The organism is Streptomyces sp. Tu6071, assembly GCF_000213055.1.
Taxonomy (GTDB): Bacteria; Actinomycetota; Actinomycetes; order Streptomycetales; family Streptomycetaceae; genus Streptomyces; species Streptomyces evansiae.
Genome location: NZ_CM001165.1, coordinates 4962120 through 4988901, shown reverse-complemented (window position 1 = coordinate 4988901; position 26782 = coordinate 4962120). Strand labels below are relative to the sequence as shown.

At 71.0% G+C, this 26782-nt stretch carries 19 protein-coding genes and 1 pseudogene; 5 read left to right on the top strand and 15 right to left on the bottom strand.

Annotated elements, in window-relative coordinates:
* Positions 1–191: 191 nt before the first annotated feature.
* A complete protein-coding gene (locus STTU_RS20980; protein ID WP_007826525.1) occupies positions 192–1028 on the bottom strand; it encodes a hypothetical protein in 837 nt (278 codons plus the stop codon).
* Positions 1029–1312: 284 nt separating this feature from the next.
* Here STTU_RS20980 and STTU_RS20975 point away from each other — a divergent pair, with 284 nt between their 5' ends.
* Together STTU_RS20975 and STTU_RS20970 are read left to right on the top strand one after the other, a co-directional pair.
* Complete coding sequence (locus tag STTU_RS20975) at positions 1313–1618, top strand: hypothetical protein (RefSeq protein ID WP_007826523.1); 306 nt, start codon at positions 1313–1315, stop codon at positions 1616–1618.
* Between the two features lie 204 nt (positions 1619–1822).
* Positions 1823–2797 carry a hypothetical protein gene (locus STTU_RS20970; protein ID WP_106432166.1) on the top strand — a complete coding sequence of 325 codons (975 nt, stop codon included), beginning with the start codon at positions 1823–1825 and terminating at the stop codon, positions 2795–2797.
* A gap of 96 nt (positions 2798–2893) precedes the next feature.
* Here STTU_RS20970 and STTU_RS20965 read toward each other — a convergent pair whose 3' ends face one another.
* The 3 genes and pseudogenes from STTU_RS20965 to STTU_RS33325 all read right to left on the bottom strand — a co-directional run.
* Positions 2894–3658 (bottom strand): DUF5677 domain-containing protein, encoded by a 765-nt coding sequence (locus STTU_RS20965; protein WP_106432233.1) that lies wholly within the window; start codon positions 3656–3658, stop codon positions 2894–2896.
* 775 nt (positions 3659–4433) lie between these two features.
* Positions 4434–5594 carry a hypothetical protein gene (locus tag STTU_RS20960; protein ID WP_007826515.1) on the bottom strand — a complete coding sequence of 387 codons (1161 nt, stop codon included), beginning with the start codon at positions 5592–5594 and terminating at the stop codon, positions 4434–4436.
* A 1076-nt stretch (positions 5595–6670) separates the two neighbouring features.
* Positions 6671–6823: pseudogene (locus STTU_RS33325) on the bottom strand (DUF255 domain-containing protein); the annotation flags it as partial.
* Positions 6824–7616: 793 nt separating this feature from the next.
* On the opposite strand from STTU_RS33325, the gene STTU_RS20955 reads away from it, so the two are divergent.
* A complete protein-coding gene (locus tag STTU_RS20955; protein ID WP_007826505.1) occupies positions 7617–7946 on the top strand; it encodes a MerR family transcriptional regulator in 330 nt (109 codons plus the stop codon).
* Positions 7947–8342: 396 nt separating this feature from the next.
* Here the strand turns inward: STTU_RS20955 and STTU_RS20950 are convergent, their stop codons facing one another.
* From STTU_RS20950 to STTU_RS20935, 4 genes are all read right to left on the bottom strand, one after another.
* Complete coding sequence (locus STTU_RS20950; protein WP_043255859.1) at positions 8343–8639, bottom strand: SCO5918 family protein; 297 nt, start codon at positions 8637–8639, stop codon at positions 8343–8345.
* 48 nt (positions 8640–8687) lie between these two features.
* Positions 8688–8993 (bottom strand): CBS domain-containing protein, encoded by a 306-nt coding sequence (locus tag STTU_RS20945; RefSeq protein ID WP_043255858.1) that lies wholly within the window; start codon positions 8991–8993, stop codon positions 8688–8690.
* Between the two features lie 195 nt (positions 8994–9188).
* A complete protein-coding gene (locus STTU_RS20940) occupies positions 9189–10667 on the bottom strand; it encodes a DEAD/DEAH box helicase (RefSeq protein WP_007826500.1) in 1479 nt (492 codons plus the stop codon).
* A gap of 330 nt (positions 10668–10997) precedes the next feature.
* On the bottom strand, positions 10998–11201 hold the full coding sequence (locus STTU_RS20935) for a cold-shock protein (RefSeq protein ID WP_009065801.1): 204 nt from the start codon (positions 11199–11201) through the stop codon (positions 10998–11000).
* A 473-nt stretch (positions 11202–11674) separates the two neighbouring features.
* Between STTU_RS20935 and STTU_RS20930 the strand changes: the two genes are divergently transcribed.
* Positions 11675–12751 (top strand): sulfite exporter TauE/SafE family protein, encoded by a 1077-nt coding sequence (locus STTU_RS20930; RefSeq protein WP_007826496.1) that lies wholly within the window; start codon positions 11675–11677, stop codon positions 12749–12751.
* 99 nt (positions 12752–12850) lie between these two features.
* On the opposite strand, the gene STTU_RS20925 is transcribed toward STTU_RS20930, so the two are convergent.
* Together STTU_RS20925 and STTU_RS20920 are read right to left on the bottom strand one after the other, a co-directional pair.
* Complete coding sequence (locus tag STTU_RS20925) at positions 12851–14197, bottom strand: extracellular solute-binding protein (protein ID WP_007826494.1); 1347 nt, start codon at positions 14195–14197, stop codon at positions 12851–12853.
* A gap of 3 nt (positions 14198–14200) precedes the next feature.
* Positions 14201–15781 (bottom strand): class I SAM-dependent methyltransferase, encoded by a 1581-nt coding sequence (locus tag STTU_RS20920; RefSeq protein ID WP_007826492.1) that lies wholly within the window; start codon positions 15779–15781, stop codon positions 14201–14203.
* Positions 15782–16054: 273 nt separating this feature from the next.
* Here STTU_RS20920 and STTU_RS20915 point away from each other — a divergent pair, with 273 nt between their 5' ends.
* The gene (locus STTU_RS20915; protein ID WP_007826490.1) at positions 16055–18184 is read left to right on the top strand and encodes a molybdopterin oxidoreductase family protein; all 2130 of its coding nucleotides are present in this window, start codon (positions 16055–16057) and stop codon (positions 18182–18184) included.
* A gap of 55 nt (positions 18185–18239) precedes the next feature.
* Here STTU_RS20915 and STTU_RS20910 read toward each other — a convergent pair whose 3' ends face one another.
* From STTU_RS20910 to STTU_RS20890, 5 genes are all read right to left on the bottom strand, one after another.
* Entirely contained in the window at positions 18240–19607 is a 1368-nt protein-coding gene (locus tag STTU_RS20910; protein ID WP_234019281.1) for an FAD-binding oxidoreductase, read from the bottom strand.
* A 146-nt stretch (positions 19608–19753) separates the two neighbouring features.
* Positions 19754–20113 (bottom strand): YciI family protein, encoded by a 360-nt coding sequence (locus STTU_RS20905; RefSeq protein WP_007826488.1) that lies wholly within the window; start codon positions 20111–20113, stop codon positions 19754–19756.
* A gap of 141 nt (positions 20114–20254) precedes the next feature.
* Positions 20255–21784 (bottom strand): 4-hydroxyphenylacetate 3-hydroxylase family protein, encoded by a 1530-nt coding sequence (locus tag STTU_RS20900; protein WP_043255857.1) that lies wholly within the window; start codon positions 21782–21784, stop codon positions 20255–20257.
* A 56-nt stretch (positions 21785–21840) separates the two neighbouring features.
* On the bottom strand, positions 21841–23475 hold the full coding sequence (cmdF, locus tag STTU_RS20895; protein ID WP_043255856.1) for a tyrosine 2,3-aminomutase: 1635 nt from the start codon (positions 23473–23475) through the stop codon (positions 21841–21843).
* A complete protein-coding gene (locus STTU_RS20890; RefSeq protein ID WP_007826483.1) occupies positions 23472–26747 on the bottom strand; it encodes a non-ribosomal peptide synthetase in 3276 nt (1091 codons plus the stop codon). The genes cmdF and STTU_RS20890 overlap by 4 nt, the downstream gene beginning before the upstream one ends.
* Positions 26748–26782 lie beyond the last annotated feature (35 nt).

The following is a 26782-nucleotide window of genomic DNA, read 5'->3' as shown; positions in this document are numbered from 1 at the left end:
GCACGGCCCAACCCGTGGCGGGCGCCCATCCGCGCTGCAGGCGCGGCACCGATGGCATCCCGTTTCCGCAGAGCGCTGCCAGGGCCGCGGCCTGCAGGGTCTCTTCCGGGACATACACCGCCCCCGGGCAGCCGGCGGGGGCTGGTGATCGGTCCCTTCGCATCGCCGGAACCGGTCATCAACACGCTCCGTCAGCTCGTTTCACGCAGACGCCTCAGGAAGCGCATGAGGGACGCCATCAGCTCCTTCGGGTTATCGACCACCTCGACCGGCAATCGGTCCACAAAGGCGAAGCCAGCGTCCCTCAAAAGGTGGTCGCGCGAGGTGTCGACAGCTCTGCGGACCCGATGATGAGGTCCATCGATCTCCAGAACGCCTGCACGACCTCTGTACGTGACCACCAGGTCCGGCTCCCACGTGTGTCCGGCGACCCGTCCGTACGGCAAAGGGAAGATCGAGATGGTCTCTTCGGCAGGCAGTTCGCTCTCCTGGATGTGTTTCAACGCGCGGTACACGCACAGCTCGCCAGCGTTCGTGAAGGCCAGACGATCCTCGACAAACGTAGGCTTCTCTGGCATCACCCGTCGTGCCTGATTTGCCGGTCGATCGCCGCTCATCATCGCTTCCAACCGCTCGCGCCAGTCAGGCCCGACACGCGGCATCGTCTCGCGAAAGCCAATCCAGTCCACGCCGTAATCAAGGCGCGCGGAGACCCGGCTGAACACCTGACGCAACGCCTCCTGAGCATCCTCGGCAAGACTGGCGTAGTCGGCCGGATCGAACTCCAACCAGAGATCGATGCTCCTGTTCTCGTAGTCGTCTTCGATCTCCGCACTGCGAACCTGGCGCAGCAGCTCCACGTGAGGCAGCTCCCCTCGCTGGAAGAGCAGAGCAGCCATGTGCCCCAACAGCGAATCCGCTTTCGCTCGCCGCCTGTCTTCCTCCGACGCTTGGCCGTCGTTGATGATCTCGTCGTACGTGCGTGCGACCGGCACCCACGCGCCGGACCTGATCGGCTGCTCCGCCACTGCCCCTCCCAACACTCGCCCGTCGGATCAACATACCGAGGGATGCTGACAGTCGAGGCGGCACCAGCCTACTGATGTCGTCTCCACCTGCACGAGCCTGGAAGGGGACGGATCGCCGAGCAGGTGTACGCACGATCCGCCACCAAACCGTAGAGTCCCCGCCATGGCGATAACCCTTTTACCACTTCACGAAGCCCGAGCACTGGCCCGCGATTGCCTCGTCTGCGATCCTTGAGCCTCGTTGGACGGCTGCCGGGCCGGACGTGGTGCCCACGGTCCATCTCATGGACGCGCCGAACCGCGAGCTCCTGCCGTGGGCCTTGCGCGAGGACTACACCGTGCGGATCCAGGTGAGCGTGCCCGAGGCGGAGGTCCACAACTGGCACACGTGGGGCAAGGACCATGTGCCCGCCAACGCCCACATCTCGTGGGGGATCCCAGTGTCGCGACCAGAGGGGACATATCTGTCCCATGACAACAAGAGCAGTGCTCACTGGCACGTGGTGGAGCGCTCCATTCCCCAATCTGAGTGGGTGAGGGTGGAAGACCTCGACACCAACCACGTCTTGTGGTTGCCAGCCGAAGCCTGATCGTTTTCCGGTGAATCCGATCCCCCGCCGGGGGCGAGTCGCCAGCCGACCGCCGCTGAACGGACTTGAACGGCCCTGGTGCGACTTTCAGACTTAACCACAACCCATCCATTCAGGCCCAAACGGACGCCAGTGAGGGATCTTCAGGGTTGCGGGAGAACCCTTTAAAACGGTCTGCCAGGCAGGCAGTGGGAGACTCTTGTCATGCCTATGCAGCCTTTCGCAACCGACTGGGACCGCGCGACCGTACACGAGGCCGAACAGTGGAACTGGCTCGCGGTTGAGATAACCGAGATCCGGCGATGCGCCGAGGCTGGCGACCAGGCACACAACCGTCTTGCTCTCATCCTCCTGGACCACCTGGTGGAGGTGGTCATCGGCCGCGAGGTCAACGCCCGGCTCGCGCTCCAGGTCGCTGACAGCATCATCGCGGAGATTCGTGAGTTCCGTGACGGTGGTGGGGAGCTCACCGAGGAGCTGAGCCAGTTGGTCGACGATCACGTGGGGCCTGAACGACGCAAGGCCATCGATGACCGCCTGCACGAGAAGACCAAGTTCCTTAAGCAGAAAGGCGTGCTGACAGCCCAGGAACGCGAAGTGCTCGACCGGCTGCACCAGTACCGCAACGCCGCATACCACCGAGACACACTGGAATCTGATTTGATCTCAGATCTGGTACTGGCCTACAGGGTTTTGGCTAATGAACTTATCGGCCGGCATCGCCCGATCATGTGGGTCATGGCGTCATCGAAATCTGACCGCGTCGTAACGCCGCAGCAGCTTCGGGGCCAGCTCATCGAAGGCGTCGATGTCGATGTCAAAGCGATGGCCCGCCGGTTCCATGGTCACGCGGTGAAGCGGATACATGCCGTTGTTGCGGCTGTGGCCACCGCGCGGCAACTGTTAGCCGTCGACAGCTCCGGGAAAGCGGATGCCTCCCTCCCAGATGACGACATGGCCAGAATGCTGACCGGCCTCACCGACGTGTCCAAGCACCTGCCGTCCTGGGCGAAGCAAGCGGAGGGACTGAAATCCAAGACGTCATCGCTCACCGGGCTGATGATTCCGTTCATCAACCTAGACCGGGCCCTCAACCGCATCGAGCCGTCCGTCAGGCGCCTCGAAACGATCCTGGACTACTGGGAACAACAGCGGATCGATGAACTCCGCGGCAAGTAGCAGTCTCCTAACGAAATCACATGCAGCCAGCCGTCACTTCAGGGTCACCCCCGTAACCCTGAAGAGGGCGCCAGAGAGCTCGCTAATCTCCGTGGTCTACCCCGCCACGTCCTCGTCAGATCCGATCCCGGGCTGGGACCCGTCGAGCCCGCCCTCGGCCGCGATGCGCTGGAGCCCCTCGCTCCAGGGCTGCCCCTTCATGAGGTGGCTGAAGGCGTCCATCGCCGTCCACATGAGCACGAAGGCGATGTAGGGCGAGCAGTCGGCAGGGTTGGCCGCGCCGTGGCGGAGGGTCGGCTCGCCATGGAGCACCACCTTGTCGTCGGCAGTGTCGTCGAAGAAGCACTGTGCGGCGGTGAGCGTCGGGTGGGCGAGCTGGGTCTCGCCGATCCACGCGGCGAGCAGCGGGGCGCCGAGCCGCTTGAGGAGCGGGTTCAGGTTGATGAACTGGTTGGCCGGGTTGGACGGGATTTCGGCGGCCTGGACGAGGTCGGGGATCGTGGGGTCGTACGGCAGGCCGGCGAGGTCGGCGGCGTCCCGGAGCTTTTTCTGGCTGTGCTTCAGGGCCAGGTTCATGGTGTCGACCGCGTCCGCGCCGTCTTCGGCGAGCCAACGGATCTGTGCCATGTGTTCTATGAGCGCGCGGCGGTTGGGGGCGGCCTCGTGGCCGAAGCCCTTCCGGTGCAGCAATACGACAGCGGCGGCTTGGCGGTGCATGGCCGCGAGGAGGCCCCATGCGACGTAGTAGCGGCGGTTGTCCTCGTCGGGGTTGAGCTTGCTCCCCACGGTCTCCATAAGCTCGGCGAGCGCGGTGAGTCCGGCGTACGCGAGCCGGTTGTCCTGTTCGACGTCCTCGTTCATGTCGGACATGATCGCGGGGCGGAGGAGGATCGCACCTCCTGTTTCCGCAGCAAATATCGCGGGATATCTGGCACTGCAGAGACTGGGGGAATCGTACAACTACAGCGGCCGGCAGTCCGGCTACTCCGCCACCGAGCAGCCCGCGATGGGAGTGATCTGACGGCGAGTACCGCCTCGGCCTCGGGACGCTTACGCTGGTCATGGACGATCACTCGGTCTCAGCTTCGTGCCTCACTCGGACGCCAGCCTGGCTCTGCACTCGTGTTGCCCCAGCAGCGACGACACCGAGGAGGGTCCTATGGGTCCCGAGAAGTACAGTCCCCTCGCTCCCGATCCGGACGTGCACGAAACGGGGGGCTCGACGCACCGAATCCGGCGGGACGTCTGATCAACGCCGACCAGTTCGGCCATGGGATGAGCCGCGTCTACAGCGACGCTCCGGGCTACCCGGTATCGCACGCGCGGATGCGGGCCATGCCGCACTGGAGCAGTACGGCGGAGGGGCCATGCCGACCCCAAGCCGCGAGGGCGAGGAAGCGGCATACCGCAAGCTCGACCGGCTCGCCGAATGCCTGGAGTCGGCGGCCCGGATGCATAACCCCGGAGCAGGGGCGGATACCGGAGGGGGACGTTCGGCCGTTCTCGCTGCCGGACCGCTATCTACCGGAGCCATGTCGGTTGGTGGAGCGTTCGTGGAGCCGATCGCGACGTCCGCTGAGTGCCAGACGGCGAGGTCCCCCGCTCGGTCCGGCAGCGGGGCGTGCCTACGGCCTGCTCACGTGCTGGGACGACTCCAGTAGAGCTGCTCAAGATCCGAGAAGAACCTGCGGATAAACGAGAGGTCGTCGCGAGCGTCGAGTATCTCCTTCCCGCCGAAGCGGAAGACCTCGTAGCCCTTGAGCCGGAGTGCACGGTCTTCCGCGGCCATCTCGGAGTAGAGGTCTGCCGCCGCCTCCCACTTGCCTGATCCAGGGGGAACCTCCCGCGCGTAGTGCTGCTTGCCGTCGACCTCGATCACGACCCGCACGCCAGCGGGCAGCAAGAGCAGGAAGTCCATGCGTTCTCGCGCGAGTCGGCGAGGCTTCTTCAGGAGCCGCCGCTGCCGCTCGGTGAGCGGGTCGAAGTGGAGGTAGACCTGGGGCAGGAGCGCGGGCTGCGACATGGCGTCGGGTTCGGCGTAGCGGCTGGCAAAGGCGTGGAAGAGGAAGCGCTCGGCCTCTGAGGCGAGTGATGCCTTCAGCCGTTCGTAGAGCGATCGGGCCACAGAGCTGTCGTCGGCGCCCTCCATGTCGTTCTGTGCACGCCACCAGTCGATGAGTTCGCCCCAGGTGAGACCGGCGTCGGTCAGCGGGCGGTTGTAGACGAGGCAGGTGTCCGCGTGCTCGACGATCTCGATCGCACCGTCCACGACCTGGTCGATTACGATCTCCGGCTTGAGGCCGGTGGAAGCGAAGATGATGTTCTTGAGTCCGCCGTCGATACCCCGCAGCCCGCTGTCTCCAGTGCAGCTGGCCTCAAACTCATCAAGCTGCACCCATACCGGGGCAAACAGCTCGTTCAGGTACCCGCGCCGCGCGGCCCAGCTTCCGCCCATGTCATTGCGGCTCCAGTAGCCGTGGAAGCTCCGAAAGTCCCGAAAGGGCGGGTTGAAGGCAATACCGAGCCGACGGAGCAAAGCCTTGAGGGTCCGAAGGCATTCGGCAATCTCATCCTCTTGAAGCCGGCACCCACCACCTGTGCCGTACTCCTCAAGTTCTGCGTGTGCAAGGCGCGTGAGGCCCTGGGCCGCGTCGAGGTCGGATATCCCCTCCGGCGCCTTGGTCCTGAGTTCAGTGATCAACCCAGCATCCAAGCGCGGCCCCCACGACGACCACGGGTCTCCGTTCATCGACCACCCGGGATCTTGCTCCACCTTGAAGAAGTCGTCCGGCTTCATAGCAGCAGGCTACTGACGCCCACCGACACCGAGGGCCCTATGTGCGGGTCCAGCCACCGGGTCAGGGCGGCTGTTCAACGCGTCGCCCGATCGCGATCAACTTTGGCGACCTCAACGCCGCCGGGAACGATGTCCTGCTCCGTACCACGGGGGCTTCGACGTACAGGTGGCCAGAGTGGACAGGAGCTTCGGCCGACCACTACTCCGAAGGAGGGACAAAAGCGCGCGCCTCCCCGACGTCCCTCCGGCCGGATGATCCGCGAGGCCCTGAGAGGCGAATGGCTTGGTACCACTGCCGGGAACGTCGCTGAGGCGCGAGTGGTAAGCGCCCTGGGGCCGGAGCCGAGCGGACGGGAATCCGCACTTGCTCGAACCACTGCCCCGAGTGGGCTTGAACTCCGCCTTGCCCTGCACCAGGCTCTCTGAGGAGCGCGAGCGATGACGGCCGCCCGACGGGTCCGGGCCGTGGAGGAACCGCTCCCCAAAGCCACGGCCGAAGAAGTGAGCATTTTCAGTGTGGCCACTGATCAGGTGACGGGCCGGTGTGAGGTCGGGGTGGGCAACGACAGGGCCCCCGTGCCGTTGAGGAGGTGTTCGACGTCTCAACTCAGCAGCACTGCAGCCCTGTTGGTTCCCTATCCTGTCGCACTCGACCTGCCTAATGCGCTGGTCGAGTGGGTCACGATGCTGGTGGCGGGGCCCATGCCCTCCGCACGACGCGCGGACGGACGGCGTGCCGGAGGATCTGAGACTGCGGGAACTGGTCCGTTGGACACCCCACAGCACTCTTCGCCGCGTGGGCCGCCCTGGCCCCCTCGCACCCGCCGGTCTGGTCGGCAGCCCCGTCGCGGCGGCCCTGGCCGCCCTATCAACGCCCAAGGGGGGTACCACATCACCCGCGAACTGCTCTGGTCAGTGGCGGGAGTCGTCCTGGTCATAAGCATCCTGATGCGCATGTGGGCAGTCACCGTCTCCACCCGTCAGGCCCAAGCATGGCGACCACGCGGCGACTAAGTCCGGCGCCCGCGATATTGGAGATGTCTGCGGACCCATGCATAAGGTTCTGATCACTGCCACCAGTGGCAGGAGGCGTAGCCGACTGACAGGAGGATGGGGGTGTCCCGGCGTTCGGCTTCTTCCTTGGCTTCCTGGCTCCATGGCCACCAGTCCACTGGGTTGGAGGCGTGCTGGAGGAGGTACGGCGACTGTTCGTGGGCCAGTCGGTTCATACCGGCATCGTGTCACGCTCCCACCCGTTCCGCCGACGGCGGGCGGGCTCGTTTGGCCGCGTTCGCCAAGGGCCCGGCCCCTGGGGCCCTACGGGGTATGAGACGCCCGTCCCAAGGGGGGCTCCACACCGGTCCGGCGGACCCTCGGCCGTGCTCGGGCTCCCGCCGAACGCGGCGTGGGCACGGCTGGAGTCCCGGCGGGTCTTCCGCAGGTCGCGACTCGGTGCCGACCGGGTCGGCGCGGGACTTCACTCCGCCCGGACGAACCGGCAACGTGCGGGAGGTCCAGAACCAGTCGGGCCAGACGGAGGAAATCTGCATTGGCGAGAGTAGACATTGGGGCTGTCGCGGGTTAGGTTCTTCCCGTAGCCGGAAGTCAGCAAGGCGCGGCAGAGGCGAACTGCCGTGCGAGCAGTCGAAGCAGGAGCGGAACGGCGGCGGAGCGTTGGAGCCGTGAGTGGAGGGTTCCCTCGCTGGCCGCCGGGCCGGGCGACCCCAGGGGTCGCACCGCAGTACCGTGTTCACCAGTCAGTACAGATCGACCGAAGAGGTAAGGAGCGGAACGCCATCAGGATCGCCCGGGGCCAGGACCCTGTCCGCCCGGGTACCGCAGACCCCGGATTGGAAGGTGGTCCCCGGTCACGCAACCGCGATCCCCGCAGACCCGTCCTGGCGGATGGGCCGGCGGAACAAGAAGGTCGGCGCAGTCAGCCGGCAGATGGTGTTGAAAGCTCGGGGTCCGGGCGCCGACAGGCGCCCGGACCCCTCGACGCGTTCCCGGAAGAAGAGGTCTATGCCCCCTCGCAGTACCCGCCTCGCCGACAAGTTCGACGACGACGACTATCCCGCCTACACCATGGGCCGGGCCGCCGAGATGCTCGGCGCCACACCGGCCTTCCTGCGCATGCTGGGTGAGCACCGGCTGATCACCCCGCTACGGTCCGAAGGCGGACACCGCCGCTACTCCCGCTACCAGTTGCGCATCGCCGGCCGGGCGCGCGAACTCGTCGACTCCGGTACGCCCGTCGAGGCCGCCTGCCGCATCATCATCCTTGAGGACCAACTGGCGGAGGCGCAGCGCATCAACGAGGAACTCCGCCGCCGTGACGAGTCCTCCGCCTGATCCGCACCCCGCCGCCGAAGGGGACGGAGCACCCGAAGGCGCGAGCCCGTCTCCCCCGGCGATTCCTGGAGCGCGATCCCGCACGGCAAGGCGTGCCGCGCGGCTCCCCACGGCAATGCGTGACGCCCGGTCTCCCACGGCGATTCGCGAGGCGCGGCTTCCCACGGCAATGCGTGAGGCGGCGTCACGGCTGCGGGAACGTGGCCGGGAACGGAAAGCCCCCGCTTCACCGCTGACGCGCGAGCCGCCGTCAACCGCGGCGGTCCGGCGCCCGGCCACATGACGGCGGCTTCGCCGCTCACCGGGGCGGACGGCGGCGGCAGGCGGCCGGTCTCCCGCCGCGTAGCGGCTCTGTTCGGTTTCCGCTCACCCCTGGCCGTGGTCGAGGGCGACGTGTCACGTGCCGGGCGTCGCGGGTGCCTTCCGGCCGAGGGGGGTCGCGGGAGCCGGTCCGCCCGTGGGGGGCGTCCGGCAGGTGAAGCCGAGGCGGGTCATGGCGCGCAGGATCTCGGCGGTGCTGAAGTCGCGGTGGTCCTGGCCGGTGATGACCTGTCCGACCTGTTTGGCGGGGTAGCGGCGGCGTCCGACGATGACGAGGTTGTCGGTGACCGGCTCGGGCTTGACGCCCCTCATCGATTCCAGCACGCCGTCTCTGGTCAGGTCGAACGGGAAGCGGGCGATGACGCAGCGCATGATGCCTCACGAGGGGGAGCGGACGAACGTGCGGAACGGGGGCGTTGTTCAGCGGGAGGCGGCGAGCGCGCCCCGTACACCGTCCTCGTCGGCGGCGGGAAGGCGGGGAGCGGGGAGCCGGGCGGCGGGAGGCCGGGCTTCGCGCGGCTGATGGCGCGCCGGGGGGCCGGCTTCGGCGGCCGCGTCGTCGTGGACGTCGCGCAGGCGCGTCCGGTCCGTGGAGCCGGGGCTGCCGGAGACGTGGGTGAGGCGGGCGAGGGTGACCTGTCCGGTGCGCCGCCCGTCCTCGTCGCAGATGACCAGGTGGCGCGTGCGGGCGGCGGTCATGAGGGAGAGCGCGACCTCGACCGTCATGGCGTCCCAGACCTGCGGCCCGGCCGCGGCCGTGGTCGTCCGACGCCCTGACGGTTGCGACGAGGGCGGGGCGCGGCTGCGACTGGACCGGTCTCGAAAGGTGTCTCCTGCGGTGTCGGGTCGGCTTGCCGAGTCCTCGGCCGTCGGGCCGGAGTCCTCGGGGCCGGATGTCCTAGGCCGTCGGGGCCGGATGTCCTAGGCCGCCAGGCCGGACGCGGGTGCCGGTCCGGGCGTCGAGGTGGGGCGGCGGCGTCCGCGTGCGGCGGTTCCGCGCCGGGGGCGGCGGGTGCTCGCCGGTGCGGTGATGACGACCGGGACGCCGGAGGGGGCCTGTGCGCCGGTGATGCGGTGCAGTGCCTCTTCTCCGGCGCGGACCTGGGTGGTCTGCGGGACGACTCCGACCGCCGCCATCAAGCGGGCCATGCTCCGCCGCTGGTTGGGGGTGACCAGGGTGGCGACCCTGCCGGACCGGCCCGCGCGGGCCGTACGGCCACCGCGGTGGAGGTAGTCCTTGTGGTCGGTCGGCGGGTCGACGTTGACGACGAGGTCGAGGTCGTCGACGTGGATTCCGCGCGCGGCGACATTGGTCGCCACCAGCACACTGACGTGCCCGGTTTTGAACTGTTCCAGCGTGCGGGTGCGCTGCGGCTGCGACTTCCCGCCGTGCAGGGCCGCGGCCCGCACCCCGCTGCGCAGGAGATGCTCCGTCAGGCGGTCGACGGCGTGCTTCGTGTCGAGGAAGAGGAGCACGCGGCCGTCGCGCGCGGCGATCTCCGTGGCGATCGCGTGCTTGTCGGCGCCGTGGACGTGGAGCACGTGGTGCTCCATCGTCGTGACCGCCCCGGCCGAGGGGTCGACGGAGTGCACCACGGGGTCGTTGAGGTAGCGGCGCACGAGCAGGTCGACGTTGCGGTCCAGGGTGGCGGAGAACAGCATGCGCTGCCCTCCGGGACGCACCTGGTCGAGGAGGGCGGTGACCTGCGGCATGAAGCCCATGTCGGTCATCTGGTCGGCTTCGTCGAGGACCGTGACGGCCACCTGGTCCAGGCGGCAGTGGCCCCGGTCGATCAGGTCCTTGAGGCGACCGGGTGTGGCGACGAGGACTTCGGCGCCCCGGCGCAGCGCGGTCGCCTGCCTGCCGATGGGCATCCCGCCCACGACCGTGGCGAGCCGCAGGCGCACGGAGCGGGCGTAGGGGGTGAGCGCGTCGGTGACCTGCTGGGCCAGCTCACGGGTCGGCACGAGGACCAGGGCGAGGGGTTGCCCGGCCTCGGCGCGCTTCCCGGCGGTACGGGCCAGCAGGGCCAGGCCGAAGGCCAGCGTCTTGCCCGAGCCGGTGCGCCCCCGGCCGAGCACATCGCGGCCCGCGAGGGAGTTCGGGAGCGTCGCGGCCTGGATCGGGAACGGCACCGTCACGCCTTGCGCGCCGAGTGCGGCCTCGAGCGCCTTGGGCATGTCGAGATCCGCGAACCTCTCGACCGCGGGAAGCGCGGGGCTGACCGTCCTGGGGAGGGCGAACTCCGCCGGCGGCCGGGCGGAGCGCACGCCGCCACCGGAACGGGACGGGCTGCCGGGGCGGCTCGCGCGCGGGTCGCCGAAGCGGCTGCTCCTCCCCGTGCCCGGGTTGCCGCCACGAGTGCGGGAAGAGTGATTGCTGGTGCCTGTGCGATTCATGCGGAGCCTTCCTTGCCGCGGCGCGCGTCGAGTGAGGTTCCGCGGTGATGAGCGGCGCGGAGAATCACAGGAATCGGCCGGATGGGACGCGAAAGAGAAGGTCGCGTCACGGTCCGCGCAGGCGCTCGCAGGGGAAGCGGCCACGCGAGGGGCGGCGCCACCGGAAGCTCCGAGGGCGGGCGCGGTGGGATTCCGCGCCCCTCTTCGGGCACTTCGGGTACGGCGAATGCCGCCTCGTCGGCGTCGCCCAGGACGGGGCCGACGCCGCGCACGCAGCTGGGGCCCGCACCCCGAGGGATGCGGGCCCCAGCTGCGTGTGTGTCAGTCGCGTCAGGCCGGAACGATGTTCTCGGCCGTCGGGCCCTTCTGGCCCTGCGCGATGTCGAAGTTCACCTTCTGGCCCTCGAGCAGCTCGCGGAAGCCCTGGGCGGAAATGTTCGAGTAGTGGGCGAACACGTCGGGGCCGCCACCGTCCTGCTCGATGAAGCCGAAGCCCTTTTCCGCGTTGAACCACTTCACGGTGCCTGAACTCATGTCATTCTCCTTCGGGGCAGTGCACCGGAATTCGCACTGTACGAATTCCGTGTCGCCGCTATGATTGCCCCGACCGGAAAAGACCGGAATTACCAGGGACATTTCAGCGGTGCGCACACCGGCCGAAATACCTGAAGCATTGGGAACCACGACTGCAACTGAGAAGGACACTAGCACGCCGAAACGGCCGCGCGAGTTGAAGGATGCATTTACGGCCCGCCGCGAGAACAAATACCTGCGCGACTCCGGTGCAAATTCTGTTTTCGCCGGAACAGTTTTTGAGGCGGCCAGGTCGCAGCATTCCGGGAGCAGCGGTACAGCGCCACGGGCCGCACGGAGCAATGACGAAGAAGCGCGAGCCCTCCGGACTCGGTACTGTACGGGCGCCCTCGGCTCGGGGAGGGCGGCTCCCTGCCCGCTCCAGCGGTTCCCGACCGCTGGGGTGGTCCTGCCGTGGCACACCGGAGGCTCCCGTGTCCGTCCAGCAGAAGTCATCGGCCGTTCCGCCCGTCACGCCGCTCCGCCCCGTTCGCTCGGTGCTCCGCTTCAACGCGCTGCTCGCCGTGGCCGTGTGGGTCCTGTGGCTCACGATCGGCGGGGTGCGGGCGCTGCATGCCGTGCGGGAGCACTGGCAGGTGTCGGTGACCATGGTGTTCGGCTCACTGGTCGGCGGCGGCACGAGCGAGGGCGGAGGGGCGGTCGCCTTCCCCGTCTTCACGAAGGTGCTGCACATCGCGGCCGACGACGCCCGCGTCTTCACGTACGCGATCCAGAGCGTGGGGATGAGCATGGCGACGCTGAGCATCCTCTATCTGCGGGTGCCCATCGAACGCCGGATCATCGCGTGGGCCTCGCCCGCCGGGGTGGCCGGTGTCGTGTGCGGGGCCGTGGTCGTCGCCCCGCACCTGCCCCTGCCCGAGGTCCGCGTCTACTTCACCGTGCTGCTCACCGCCCTCGCCATCGCGATGGTCGTCATGCGGCTGCGCCGCAAGGAACGCCGCAACGCGGCGATACCGGTCTTCGGGGCGCGCGAGGCCGCGGTCCTCGTAGTGGCGGGCTTCGTGGGCGGTCTGGTCAGCGGCCTCGTCGGCGTCGGGGAGAACACGGTGGCCTTCATCGTGCTGGTGATGCTCTTCCGCGTATCGGAGAAGGTCGCCACTCCCACCACCGTGATCCTCATGACCGTGGTCTCCCTCGCCGCCTTCCTCAGCCATGTGCTCGTCATCGACGACTTCTCCGCCGCGCGCGTGGACTACTGGCTGGCCGCCGTCCCCGTCGTCTGCGTCGGCGCCCCGCTGGGCGCCCTGATCTGCTCCGCGCTCAGCCGGAGCACGATCCGCAACGTGCTCGTCGCGCTGATCACCGTCGACCTCGTGAGCACCGTGGTGATCGTCCCCGTCCCGGCCACGACGCGCGTCGTCGCCGGAGTCCTTCTCGTCGCGATCACCGCGGGCTGCTTCCTGCTCACCAGGGTCGCGCGCTACGACCCCGCGGAGACGGGCGACCGCGCGCCCGCGTCCGAGATCCCGCCCCCGCGCCCGTCGGCCTGAGTCCGTGTGGGCAAGGCGCCTTGAGCCGGAGGCCCCGCGCCCCCACGGTGGTGTCCGGTCCGCCCCGGGGCGGACCGGACCCGTCCTCGTGCGCGCGGCTCAGTCCGTACCGGAGCCGCCTCCCGGGCCGCGCTCCGCCTGCCGCCGGGCGGTCCGCGCGTTGTAGTCGTCCAGCCGCCGCTGAGCCGCGACGGTCGCCTCGCCGAACCGCCGCACGGGGTCGGCGCCCCGCTCCAGCACGTCCCCCATCGCCCGGACCAGGTCCGCGTGCGTGTGCCAGAACTCGCCGAGCAGCGCGCCGGTCGCGGCGGGCGAGCCGTCGGAGTCGGCGAGTTGCCGGGGCGCCTCCAGGTGGTGGGGCCGCTCGGCGAACCAGCCCTCCGCCTCCAGCAGGCGGAGCGAGCCGTGCGTCGCGGGCATGAAGCCGCTCGCCTTGTGCCAGGCGGCGGCGCTCTCCGGCTGGAGCAGGAACTGCAGGAAGGCCAGCGCGCCGTCCTCCACCTCCGGCGACAGACCGGCGGCCAGGAACAGGGAGTCGCCTCCCAGGACGTGCCCGGCGTGCGGCACGGCGTCGCGGTGCGGCAGGCCGCGGGCGAGGACCTCGAAGCCCGCCTTCGCCCCGGCCGACACCACGGACTGGGCCATCACCGAGGAGTTGCAGAGAAACGCCACCCGGCCCTCGGTGAACGCCTCGAACGTGCCCACCCAGTCCTGGGGCGCGCCGGTGTACAGGTACAGGCCCTCCTCGTGCAGCCGCTGCCACCACGTGACCCAGGCCAGCATCTCCCCGGAGGCCAGGTCGGTCGTCCGGGCCCGGCCCGTACGGCCGTTGGCGGGCTCGGCCAGCACTCCGCCCTGCTGGCAGACGGCGTCCTGGAAGAACCAGCCGTCGACGGCCCACGTGACGCCGTGCGGAGGACCGCCGTCCGCGCGCACGAGGGCCCGGCAGGCGGCCTCCAGTTCCTCCCAGGTGCGCGGCACCTCGGTGATCCCTGCCGCCCGCAGCATCGTCATGTTCGCGTACAGCAGCCCCGCGGAGACGCTGAACGGCATGGACACCAGCTCGCCGTCCTGGCTGTAGTAGCGGCGCGCGGCGTCGATCAGGTCGTCGACAACCACCTTTTCTCCGAGGACCTCCCGGCGGCCCGCGAGCGCGCGCTCCACCGGCGTGAACAGCGGCCCGCCGGTCGCGGACACCGCGTCGCGGGCGGTCTGGGTCTCGATGAAGAAGACGTCCACGAGCGCCGGGACGCGGCCCTCGTCGAGGATGCGGACGAAGTCCTCGCGGCCGGTCGGGGTCCAGTAGCGGTACGTCGAGATGCGGATCTCGTACTCGGGATGCGCCGCGCCGAACGCCTCGGCCCGCCGTCGCACCGGGTCGAGGAATCCCTCGAACGGGTGGTCGGCGAGCAGGACGTCGACCACGACCGGGTCTGCGCCTCCCATGTCTCAGCCCTCCCGCTTCGCGGTGAGGAGCACGAAGGTGCCCGGCCCGGACTCCTCCACGACGCTCAGCCCGGCGGCGGCCAGCCAGGAGCGGATCTCCCGGGGCTCGAACAGCAGGTACCCCTCGGGCCGGGCCGGGAAGATGTGCGAGCGCTGGAAGTAGCGGTACACCTGGTCGTCGGCCCAGCGGAAGGTCATCAGGGTCAGGACGCCGCCCGGTTTCAGGCACCGGCCGATCTCCGCTATCGCCTGGGCCGCGTCCGGCATCGCCTGGAGGGCGTTCCAGCAGTTGACGGCGGTCACACTGGCGTCGCCGAGGGGCAGTTCGAGGGCGTCGGCCCGCACGGCGCTCACCTGCGGCAGCCGCCCGCGCAGCCAGTGGAGCATGGCGTCGTTGAGGTCGGCGGCGATGACGCGGTCGGCTCCGACGGCGTCGGCGACCACCCACGTCCAGCGGCCGGCCCCGGCGGCGAGGTCCAGGACGGGGCCCTCGGAGTGCGCGGCGGCCCTGCGCAGCCGGCCGTGGAGGTAGGCGTCCTCGATCGCCGGGGTGACGGCACCGTCCCAGTTCTGGCCCATGACCCGCAGGAAGGCCGGGCGCAGCCCGGCCTCGTAGTGCTCGCCGATGGTGCTCATGACGGCGGCGTTCTGCAGGACGTCCGCCTCGACGTCCTCGGCGGCGTCGCTCACGCCCGCGCCGGAGCGTTCGCGGCGGGAGAGGTCGAGGATGCCGCCGAGGGCGACGGGGTAGAACGTGGAGCAGTTACGGCAGCGGGCGCCCCTCTCCTCGAAGGCCAGCTCGCCCCGGCAGGAGGGGCAGCGGAGCGAGGACGCGTGCCCGGCGAAGTCGGTGCCGGGCCGGGGGCCCGCCGCGCGGTGCCCGGCACTCCAGTAGGGGTTCTCGTCGGTGACCGGGGTGGGCATGCCGTGGGCCAGCGACCACAGGGCCTTGGCACCGGCCGTGGCCCACAGGGTGCGGGTGTCGTCGTCCCAGGTCCCGGTGATCTGCTCCGGCGTCAGGGTCATGGTCCAGGCCCGGTCGAAGTCCCGTTCCTGCGCGTCGATGTCCCAGTCGTGCGGCGAGGGCCAGGCGCGGCCGAGGTCGGGGTCGTCGGGGTCGAGCCTGGTCAGCCCCCGGTCCAGGCGGGTCCGGTCGTCGGGGTCCAGGGGCACGTGCGCGAAGGCCGGGAGGACGCGGGCGCGCTCGTCCGGGAAGTGGGAGAGCAGGTACACGAGCGCCAGCGTGAGCGGAGAGACGGTGGTGTGGCCGCGCGCCTCGTCGAGGAAGCGGTCCAGGCCCTGGCGGACGGTGAGGGCGACGGGGCCGTCCAGCTCGGGGTACTCGGCCTCGGCGAACAGGCCGAGGCCGAGTGCCAGGTAGCCGCGGTGCGCGGCGTCGGCGCCGTCCCAGGAAGCGAGGAACCGGGGTACTGCCTCGCGCGCCGCGGCCGGATCGTTCAGCGCCCCGTCCGTCCAGAAGGCGGCGACCAGGCGGCCGAACTCCCCGGGCAGCGCTTCGGAGCCGGCCTCAAGGAAGGCGGTCAGCGGTTCGGCGGCGGTGGCCGGTCCGGCATGGGGAGCCATGGCGAGTCCTCTCGTCGACAGGTGTCCCCCCACGATCGTCCGCCCGGCGGTGGCCGACATCTTCGGGAATGCCCAACGCGCTTTCCGCTCCGCCGCGTTGAGCATTCAGGGAGAAGGGGCCGGGCGGGGGCCGCTGCTAGCGTCTCGAACCGAGCGAACCGCGCGACGTCGGTGAGATCCGCCGGTCCTCTCCGGAGACCGGGACGGCTCGGCCGACGGTGACCTGGGCGGGCCCTTGCCGGCTTCGGCTCGCCCCCGAACTCGGGAGCGAGCATGAAGACTGCGCTGCGGACATGTCCCCTGTGCGAGACATCCTGCGGGCTGCGGCTGACCCTGGACGACGACGACTCGGTGGTACGGGTCGAGGGCGACAAGGACGACCCGTTCAGCAAGGGCTTCCTGTGTCCCAAGGGGGCGGCGCTGGGACGGCTCGACGAGGACCCGGACCGGCTGACCCAACCCCTGGTGCGCGTCGACGGACAGTTGCGGCCCGCCAGTTGGGAGGAGGCGTTCGATGAGGTGCACCGTGGGCTCAACGCGACGATGGCGGCGCACGGCCGCGATGCGGTGGCGTTGTACTTCGGGAACCCGACGTTCCACACCATGGCCGGGTTCCTCTACCGGCAACCATTGACCCAGGTGCTCGGCAGCCGCAACGTGTACTCGGCGAGCACCGTGGACCAGATGCCCAAGCACGTGGCGAGCGGCCTCATGTTCGGCGATCCGATGGCCGTGGCGGTCCCGGACCTGGACCGGACCGACTACATGCTGATCCTCGGCGCGAATCCGGTGGAGTCCAACGGCTCGCTGTGCGTGGCGCCCGACTTCAAGGGCCGGCTGCGCGCCGTGCAGGAGCGCGGCGGGAAGGTCGTCGTCGTGGACCCGCGGCGCACCCGCACCGCGGAACTCGCCGACGAGCACCTGTTCATCCACCCCGGGACGGACGCCGGTCTGCTCTTCGGCATCGTGCACACGCTGTTCGCCGAGGACCTGGTCTCGGTGGACGTCGAGGTGTCCGGGCTCGACGAACTGAGGTCACTGGCGCGCGACTTCGCGCCGGAGACGGTGGAGCGGGCCTGTGGGGTGCCGGCCGCGACGATCGTACGGCTGGCGCGGGAACTCGCGGCGGCGCCGTCCGCCTCCGTCTACGCGCGCATCGGCACGTGCACCGCGGAGTTCGGCGCGACGGCGTCGTGGCTGGTCGACGTCATCAACGTCCTGACGGGGAACCTGGACCGTCCGGGCGGGGTCATGTTCGCCAAGACGGCGGGCCTGGAGATCTTCCGCAGCGGGCAGCCGTTCGCCACCGGCGCCTGGCGCAGCCGGGTACGCGGTCTGCCCGAAGTGCTCGGCGAGTTCCCGGTGGCCACGATGGCCGACGAGATGGAGACGCCCGGGGAGGGGCAGATCAGGGCGCTGCTCACGGTGGGCGGCAACCCCGCGCTGTCGGCGCCGGGTGCCCCGCGGCTGGCCCGCGCCCTGTCGGGGCTGGACTTCATGGTCTGCGTCGACCCCTACCTGAACGAGACGACCCGGCACGCGAACGTGATCCTGCCGCCGCCGCGCATCCTGCAGAGCCCGCACTTCGACTTCCTGGTGCAGATCATCATGGTCCGCAACTACGCGCGGTTCTCACCGCCTGTGCTGCCGCTGCGCGAGGACCAGTACTCCGAGGCCGCGATCCTGGCCAAGCTGCTGCTCGTCCTGGCCGGCCAGGGCCCCGACAGCGATCCCGCCGGGGGCGAGGAGATGCTGCTCGGGCAGTTGCTCGCGGCTGCCCCCGGGCTGCGGGAGATCCTGGACGGGGCGGACGGGACCGAGCGCATCCTCGACGCGTTGCTGAGGCTGGGCTCCTACGGCCTGTCGCTGGAAGCGATGCGGCAGGCCCCGCACGGCCTGGACCTCGGTCCGCTCCTGCCGCGCCTGCCGGAGATCCTGTGCACGGCCTCGGGCAAGGTCGACCTGGCACCGCCGACGCTGGCCGCCGACGTGCCGCGGCTGCTGCGCCGCCTGCGGGGGCCGGTGCCCGAGATGGTGCTGATCGGACGGCGGCACCTGCGCTCCAACAACAGCTGGATGCACAATGTCGCCCCGCTGGTCGGCGGGAGCAACCGGTGCACGCTGCACGTCCATCCGCGGGACGTGGCCCGCTTCGGCCTCGGGGAGCGGGCGCGGGTGCGGTCGGCGGCCGGGGAGCTGGAAGTGCCCGTGGAGGTCACCGAGACGGTCATGCCGGGCGTGGTCAGCCTGCCGCACGGCTGGGGGCACGAGGACACCGGGCAGACCGTGGCGCGGCGCCACGCGGGCGTCAACGCCAACGCCCTGACCGATGAGCTGGTCGTGGACCCGGTCTCGGGGAACGCGGTGTTCAACGGCGTACCGGTGCGCGTGCTGCCGGTGTGAGGACGGACGACGGCGGCGCCGTGCGCGAGGCACGGCGCCGCCGGTCCGGTGGGCGTCAGTACTGGCCGGCCTCCTCGGGCACGACGTTGACGTTCAGGTGGAAGATGTTGCCGGGGTCGTACTCGTGCTTGAGCGCCGCGAGCCGCTGGTACACCGGCTTCGGGTACACCGCCTCGATGTCCTCCGGCAGGACGTCGCTCAGGAAGCCGCTGTAGGCGCCGGACGTCCAGGGGGCCAGGGCGGTCCAGAACGCCTCGTAGGCGGGCAGCAGGGGCTCGTTGCCCTCGGGGGAACCGAGCAGCACGCCCATGATCATGGCCTCGGTGGAGCGGTGGGCGAACGCGGTCGCGTCGTTCGGCACCCGGTTCAGGGCCCCGCCGATGCTCCGGATCTCGACGTACAGGTTCTCCAGGTTGGCCTGTTCGGCGAGGATCGTCGCGGTCATGTCCGCCGTCAGCGCCGGGGCGAAGCGGTTGCGGACGCGGGGGCGCCAGCCCGGGGGGAGGTCGCCCGCGGGCTGGAGAGCCTCGCCGTAGGGCATCAGGCGGACCTGGTCGTCGACGACGGTGCCGAGCGCGCGGATCGGGTCGATGGCCCGGGCGGCGGCGGCCTCGTCGTCGCCGCCGTAGCAGACCACGAGGGCCAGCGGCGGCTTCTCGTCCTCGCCGAACGTCGGCCAGCACATGGCGGTGGCGGTGAGTTCCTCGGGGGCGGAGTCCATGTACGCCGCCCAGGCGCGCAGGACGTCGGCGGTCTCGTCGGGGGCGAAGGAGATCTGGCCGAAGAAGACGCGCGGGACCGGCTGTGCCACCACGGTGAAGGAGGTGACCACGCCGAAGTTGCCGCCGCCGCCGCGGATCGCCCAGAACAGGTCCGGGTTCTCGTCGGCGCTGACCGGCAGGATGCTGCCGTCGGCGGTCACGACCTCCGCGGCCACGAGGCTGTCGAGGGCCAGGCCGTACTTGCGGGCGAGCCAGCCGACGCCACCGCCGACGAGCAGGCCGCCGACGCCCACGCTCGTGGTGTCGCCGGAGGTGAAGGCCAGGCCGTGCGGCTCCAGCTCCGCCGCGACCTGGGACCACTCCGCGCCGGGGCCGAGGCGGACGAGCCGCTCGGCCTCGTTCACCACCTCGATGGTGTTCAGGTGCGCCAGGTCGATGACCATGCCGTCGACGTTGGTGCTGTACCCGGCGTTGCTGTGGCCGCCGCTGCGGGTGGAGATCTCCAGGTCGTGGGCGATCGCGAAGGCGAGACAGCGGGAGACGTCGTCGTTGTCGCGGACCTGGATGATCACGGCCGGGTGGCCCGTGTGCACGATCAGGTCGGTGAGTTCGTCGTACCCTTCGTCGCCCGGCACGTACACCTCGCCGGTGATGTCGGCCCGCAGGGACGCCACGGCCTCGGGATCCAGGACGCAGTCCATGGTGGTCACCCTCTACTTTCGTCGAGCAGCACCCGTCGGTGCTGTCCTCTTGCTGGTACGGGGGGGCGGAGCCGCGGCGCGGGTCCCCGCGGGAAGCCGCCGCGCCGGCGACGGTCGTCCGTCGTCGGCGCGGCTGCGGCGTGGTCTCAGCCCGCTTCGGGCATCTCGAAGAACGGCCGGACCTCGACGGCGGACCACTGCGCGTCGGGGATCATGGCGGCCAGCTCGATCGCGCGGGCCTTGTCGGCCACGTCGACGATGTAGTACCCGCAGAAGTACTCCTCGGACTCGACGAGCGGGCCCTCGGAGGTGATCGTTTTGCCGTCGCGCACCTTGACGACGGTGGTCTTGACGGGCTCGGCGAGGGCCTCCGCCGCGACCAGCTCGCCGGCCTCCTCGATGACCGACATCAGCTTCTCGTGCGCGGCGCCCACGGCGGCCTGTCCCTCCTCGTTGAGCGCCTCGTTGGTCCTCGGGTTGAGGTTCATCATCAGCATGTACTTCATCGCGGGTCTCCTCCGGTTCCGGCGCCCGGGGCGGACGCTCTCACCCGTAGGTCGGAGCCGCCCCGGGGAACAGGACACGGTGCGCGGAAGTTCTCGCCCGCGCACGCCGGAAAAGGGGGGACGGCGTCCGCCGCCCGTGTCTCAGGGCCGGTCGGCCCGGCTCCGGAGGTCGCTGAAGGACTCCAGGTCGGGGACCGTCCAGCCGTCCAGGTCGTACTCGCCCATGCACTGCTCGGCGAACTCCTCGAAGCGCGCGAGCCTGCCCGAGGCCAGCTCGCCCGCGTACAGCTCGACCCGGGTGTTCTCGTGGTTGCCCGAGTAGTTGCGCTCGTAGAGTTCGTGCCGGCCGCCGAACTCGCTGCCGACCGCGTCCCACAGGAGCTTCATGACCTTGACCCGCTCCTCGGCCGTGGCCCCGCCCGAGCCGCGGATGTACTTGTCCAGGTAGGGCCGCGTCTCCGGGTTGCGGAAGTCCTCGGCGCTGGACGGGACGTAGATCAGCCCGCTCGCCACGTCCTGCAGGATGATCTCCCGGATCCTCGGGTAGCCGACCTGCATGAACCAGCGGTAGGCCATCCCGTAGTCGCCGTTGGGCAGCACCGCCCCGTCCTTCCACGGCACGGGGTTGCGCGCGGCGGCGTCGGCCAGTCCCTGGAACAGGTTCCGCCAGGCCAGCACCTCCCCCAGCCGGCTCTGCACGCCGCGGAAGTCGCGGGTGCCGGTGAGCCGGAGGGCCTTGGAGAGCAGACCGGCCAGGAACTCCAGCTTCACGGCCAGCCGGACGCAGCCGTGGAAGGTGAAGCGTTCGGGGAAGCCGGAGCGGGCGGTGAACATCTGCACCTTCCCCAGGTCTCCGTAGATGAAGACGTTCTCCCAGGGGATCAGCACCTTGTCCATCACGAGGATGGTGTCGTTCTCGTCCAGCCGCGAGGACAAGGGGTAGTCGAAGGGGGTGCCGCGCACGGCCGCGGTCGCGCTGTAGGAGGGGCGGCAGATGAGCTTCACGCCGCGGGCCTCCATCGGCACGGTGGCGACCAGCGCGAACTCCCGCTTGCGGACCGGCAGGCCGTAGTGGGCGATGAAGTTGTAGTGGGTCAGCGCCGAGCCGGTGGCGACCACCTTGGCGCCGCTGACCACCAGTCCCGCGTCCGTCTCCCGCTCGACGTGCACGAAGACGTCGGCGACCTCGTCCGGCGGGCGGTTGCGGTCCACGGGCGGGTGCACGATGGCGTGGTTCCAGAAGAGGACCTTCTCCTGCGACTCCCGGTACCAGCGCCGGGCGTTGTCGCCGTAGGGCGCGTAGAAGTCGGCGTTGGCGCCGAGGGTGCCGAGGAACGACGCCTTGTAGTCGGGGCTGCGCCCCATCCAGCCGTAGCTCAGCCGGGCCCAGGTCGCGATCGCGCCCTGGGCGGCGACCAGGTCCTCGGCGCTGCGCGGGGTGGTGAAGAAGCGGTGGGTGTACCCCTCGCCGCCGCCGTCGACCGGGCAGGTCAGGACATCGCGGTAGCGCTCGTCGTGCAGGGCGTCGTAGAGCCGGGCGGTCATGCGGACCGGGTTGTGGAAGGCGGGGTGCGTCGTGACGTCCTTGACGCGTTCGCCGTCGAGGTAGACCTCGCGGGCGTCGCGGATGCTCTCCACGTACTCGTCGCCGGTCATCGGCCGTGTGGCCATGGGGGGTGTCAACCTTCCTGTCGCTCCGGGGGGTTCGGGTCTGCCGGGCGCGGCGGTCAGCGCAGTTCCACGCCGCGGTCCTCGACGGCGGCGACGAAGTCCCCCCGGGTCAGGGCGGCGGCGACGGTCTCGATGTCGTCGGCCATGTACCGGTCCTTGTTGAGCGGCGCCACGAGCGAGCGCACGGCGTCGTAGGTGGCGCGACCGGCGGGGCCCAGGCCGTCGTAGCGTCCCGAGACGTCCACCGCGGAGGCGGCGGCCAGGAACTCCACGGCGAGGATGTACTGGTTGTTGGACAGCACCCGCCGGGCGTTGCGCGCCCCGATGAGGCCCATGCTGACGATGTCCTGGTTGTCGCCGTTGGAGGGCACGCTCTGGGTGCTGGCGGGGCCGATCGTCCGGTTCTCGGCGACCAGCGCCGTGGCCGGGTACTGGGCTCCGGCGTATCCGCTGCTCAGCCCCGGGTCGCCGGCGACGAGGAACTCCGGGAGGCCGTAGCTCAGGTGGCGGTTCAGGACCCGGTTGAGCTGCCGCTCGGCCAGCACGCCGAGCTGCGTCAGGGCGATCGTGGTGAAGTCCATCGCGAAGGCCACCGGCTGGCCGTGGAAGTTCGCGCCGTGGAAGACCTCGCGGTCCTCGAAGAAGAGCGGGTTGTCGTTCGCGGAGTTGAGCTCCGTGTGGACGCGGGCGGTGACGTGCGTCAGGGTGTCCCGGACGCTGCCCAGCACCTGCGGCATCGCCCGCAGCGAGTACGCCTTCTGCAGGTAGATCTCGGTCCGGGTGACGTCGGCGTCCTCCTTGGCCGCGGCGACCTGACGGCGCAGGTCGGAGTGCTCCACGGTGAGTTCGCTGCCGCGCAGCAGGGCCCGCATGTTCGCGGCGGTGTCGATCTGGCCGGGGTGCGGGCGCGCGATGTCGTGGCCCTCCGGCTGGAAGGGGCCCATCGAGCCGCGCATCGCCTCCACCAGGAGCGCCGAGACGATCTCGGCGTGCCGCACCTGCTCCAGGGCCCGGCCCGCGACGAGCGCGCCGAGCCCGGTCATCGCCGACGTGCCGTTGATCAGCGCCAGCCCCTCCTTGAACTTCAGCTCCAGCGGGGTGATCCCGAGCGAGCGCAGCACCGGGCCGACGGGGCGCGGTCCGTCGGGGCCGAGGAAGTAGCCCTCGCCGATGACGGTGGAGGCGACGTGGGCGAGCGGCGCGAGGTCCCCGCTGGCGCCGAGCGAGCCGATCTCCGGGATCGCCGGGATCAGGTCGTTGTTGAGGTACAGGGCCAGGCGCTCCAGGATCTCCGGGCGGACCGCCGAGTAGCCCTTCGCGAGCGCGTTGAGGCGCGCGGAGAGGATCGCGCGTGCCTGGTCGTGGGGGAAGAACGGGCCGACCCCGGCGCTGTGGCTGCGGACGAGGTTCGTCTGCAGCTCGGTCTCCTGCGAGGGGTCGACGAGCATGTAGATCATCTCGCCGTAGCCGGTCGTGACGCCGTAGACGGGGGTTCCGGAGCGGACGACGTCCTCGAACACGGCACGGCTCTTGGCCGCCTTGGCCAGCGACTGGGGGGTCAGCGACACGTGGGCCCGCTGCTCGGCCACGCGGCGGACGGCGTCGATGTCGAGCGACTCGCCGTCGAGGACGACCGGGGTGCCGGCGGACGGTTCGCTGCTGGGGGTGTGGGACACGGGGTACTCCTTCATCGGATGCGGTCGACCAGGGCGGCCAGGGCGGCCAGGCTCTGGTGGGCGTAGAACTGCGGAGCGGTGACGTCGGCGGCGAAGTGCTGCCGTATCTGGTGGAGCAGGCGCGGGACCAGCAGCGAGGTGCCGCCGGCCGCGAAGAAGCCCTGGTCGGCGTGGCTCGGCGGGGTGCCCAGCACGTCGGTCCAGAGCGCGGCGAGTTCGGTCTCGGTGCCGGGGGCCGGGCGCCGGGCGACGGCGTCGCGCTCGGCGGCGGCGACCTCGCGGGCCAGCCGGGGACGGTCGACCTTGCCGGTGACGGTCCGCGGCAGGCGGTCCAGGGTGCGGTAGAGGGCGGGGAGCAGGGAGCGGCCGAAGCGGCGGCGCAGGTGGGCGCGCCATTCGCTCGGCGAGCCCTCCGGGGTGCCGTCGGGCCGGTGGCGCGGGACGACACAGATCACCAGGCGGGTGGCGAGGCCGTCGCGGTCGGCGTTGGCGAGGACGGCGCAATCGGCGACGGCGGGGTGCCCGCCGAGGGCCGCCTCGACGTCGGTCAGCTCCAGGCGGCTGCCGTAGAGCTTGACCTGGCTGTCCTTGCGGCCCCGGTATTCGAGGGTGCCGTCGGGGCGGCGGCGCGCGAGGTCCCCGGTGCGGTAGCAGGGCGCGTCGGTGTGCGGGAGCCGGGTGAAGGCGGCGTGGTCGTGGACGCCGAGGTAGCCGTCGGCGACGTACGGGCCGGTGACGACGAGTTCACCGGTGACGCCCGCGGGGCAGACGCGGCCGGACGGGTCGACGACCAGGACGCCGCGGCCGGGGATGGGGTGGCCTATGGGGATCTGGGCGGGCGGCGGGGGCGCGGTGGCCGCGCGGACGCCGCGCGGGGGGCGTCCGCGCCGTACCGGGTACCAGGTCGCGGCGACGGTCTCGGTCGGTCCGTAGAGGTTGGCGAGGCGGACCAGCGGCAGGGCGTTCAGCAGTCCCTCGGCGAGTTCGCCGGGCAGTGCCTCGCCCATCAGCAGCAGGACCCTGAGCGTGCCGAGGCCCTCGGCGGAACGGCGCTCGGTGAGGACGCGCAGCAGTTCGCGGGCGAAGCTCGGCACCGTCTGGAGCACGCCGACGCGTTCGGCGGCCAGCCAGTCCAGGAGGCGTTCGGGGTTGGCCCGGATCTTCGCCGGGACCGGGCAGAGCGTGGCCCCCGAGCCGAGCGCGGCGAACGTCTCGGCCAGGGCGGGGTCGTGCTCGGCGGCGACCCATTGGGCGACGCGCACGCCGGGGCCGATCTCGAACTCGGTGGCCATCCACGCGGCGAACTGCGCGAGGGTGCCGTGCTGGTGCGCGATGCCCTTCGGCACACCGGTGGTCCCGGAGGTGAAGGCGACATAGGCGCGGTCGGTGAGGCGGGGAGGAGCGGGGAGGGCGCTCCGGGCGGGGGCCGGGCCGGGCTCCGCGATCGTGACGACCCGGCCGCCGATGGTCGCCCGGTACCAGTCGACGAGTTCGTCGTGGCCGGACGCGTGGGCGCCCTCGGCGTGCGCGGGGGACGCCTCGGCGGCGTCCGGGGCGGCGGTGGTCCCGGCGGCCACGAGCATGGCCGCGGGCTTGAGCGCCTCCAGGACGGCCCGGCCCCGGTCCCCGCTGTCGGCGGTCCCCGACCAGGACACGTGCGCACCGGCCGCCAGTACCCCGAGGAGCGCGGCATACTGGCGCACTCCCACCGGCTGCCGCACCACGACCGCGTCACCGGCGCGCACCCCGGCGGCCCGCAGGTCCGCCGCGACATGTGACGCGGCGTCCTGGAGCGCGCGGTAGGTGAGCGTCCCGTCGGGGCCGTCGACTGCCACGGTGTCCGGGTCCCGCTCGGCCCGCCTCCGGATCGCCTCCACGCTCGTGTGCCGGGGGGTGCCGCCCTCGGCCCGCCGGTCGGCCCGGCCGAGGGCGCGCGCTGCCCTGCCGGGACTGTCGAGGGCCAGTTCGCCGACTGCTACCTCCGGCGACCGCACGGAGTGCCGCAGCAGCGTGCGGAACTGCCGCAGGATCATCCGCGCGGTCGCGGGCCGGTACTGGTCCGCGTCGTAGAGCAGGGTGAAGGCCGGTCCCCCGGCGCCGTCGTCGACGCGCAGCACCAGGTCGGCCGGGGCGGGGCCGCCGTGCTCCGGGCAGGGCTCCACCACGGCGCCGGGGAGGGACGGGACCGGTCGCGGCCGGTCGCGGTAGTCGAGGACGACCTCGCTCAACGGCACGCGGCGCGCGTCACGGACGACGGGCAGGGCCCCGAGGACGCGCGCCAGGGGGACGTCGCGCCGCGCCATCGCCTCGGCGGTCGTCGCGGTGCCGCGGTCGAGGACGTCCTCGAAGCGGTGTCCCGGCGCGATGTCCGCCGGGAGGATCAGCACATTCGCCCCGGCGCCCGGCGTCCCCGAGGACACGGGCACCGCGACGGCCACGCGGTCGCCCCCGGTGTAGCGGTGCAGGAGCACCTGGAAGGCCGTCAGCAGCACGGTGAACGGATCGCTGCCACGGGCCTCGGCGCAGTGGGCGACGGCGCGGCCGAGCCGCGCGTCGGCGGGGGCGTGGATCTCCCCCCACCGCCCCGAGGCCCGCTCCGGACGCGGGTGGTCGGCGGGGAGCGGCAGTTCGCTCGGCAAGGGGGTCAGCGTCTTGACCCACCAGGCGAGGGCCTCGGCAGCCTCGGGGGTGTCGGGGGCCTCGGGGGCCTCGGGGGTCCCAGGGATCTCAGGAGTCTCAAGGGTCTCGGGGTCCGTACCGGCCGCACCAGCATCCGCATCCGCACCCGCACCCGGTGCCCACGCCGGTAGGGGCTTCCCCGCGCACAGTTCGGACAGCTCCTCGACCAGCCTGTCGAGGAAGTCGTCGTCGGCGAACGCGCGGGGCACCGCCACGTGGACCCGGTGCTCCTTGGGCCCGAACGCCGTGACTGTCATCCGCGCGCCCGTCGGCACACCGACCAGGTCCGGTCCCCCGTCGGCGACCGGCCCCTGGTGGCCCTCGGCGGCCTTCCCGCGGCCCCCCTCGCGCAGCCGGAACGCCCGTTTCCCGGCGCGCTCCCAGACCCGTCGCACCGGCACGCCGTCGCGCGCCAGGAGGGCCGAGCGCAGTCCCTCGTGCCGGTCCACGAGCGAGCGCCAGGCGGCGGCCAGTGCCGCCACGTCCAGGTCGCCGACCACCCGGTACGTACGGCACCTCGGCGCCGGTTCCCGCCCGAGCGAGCGCAGCAGCCACAGCCCTTGCTGCGCCTCGCTCGCGGGGACGTCCCGGTATGCGGGATCGCTCATGGACAGCCTCCGTCAATCCGCGCGGGTTCATGGGA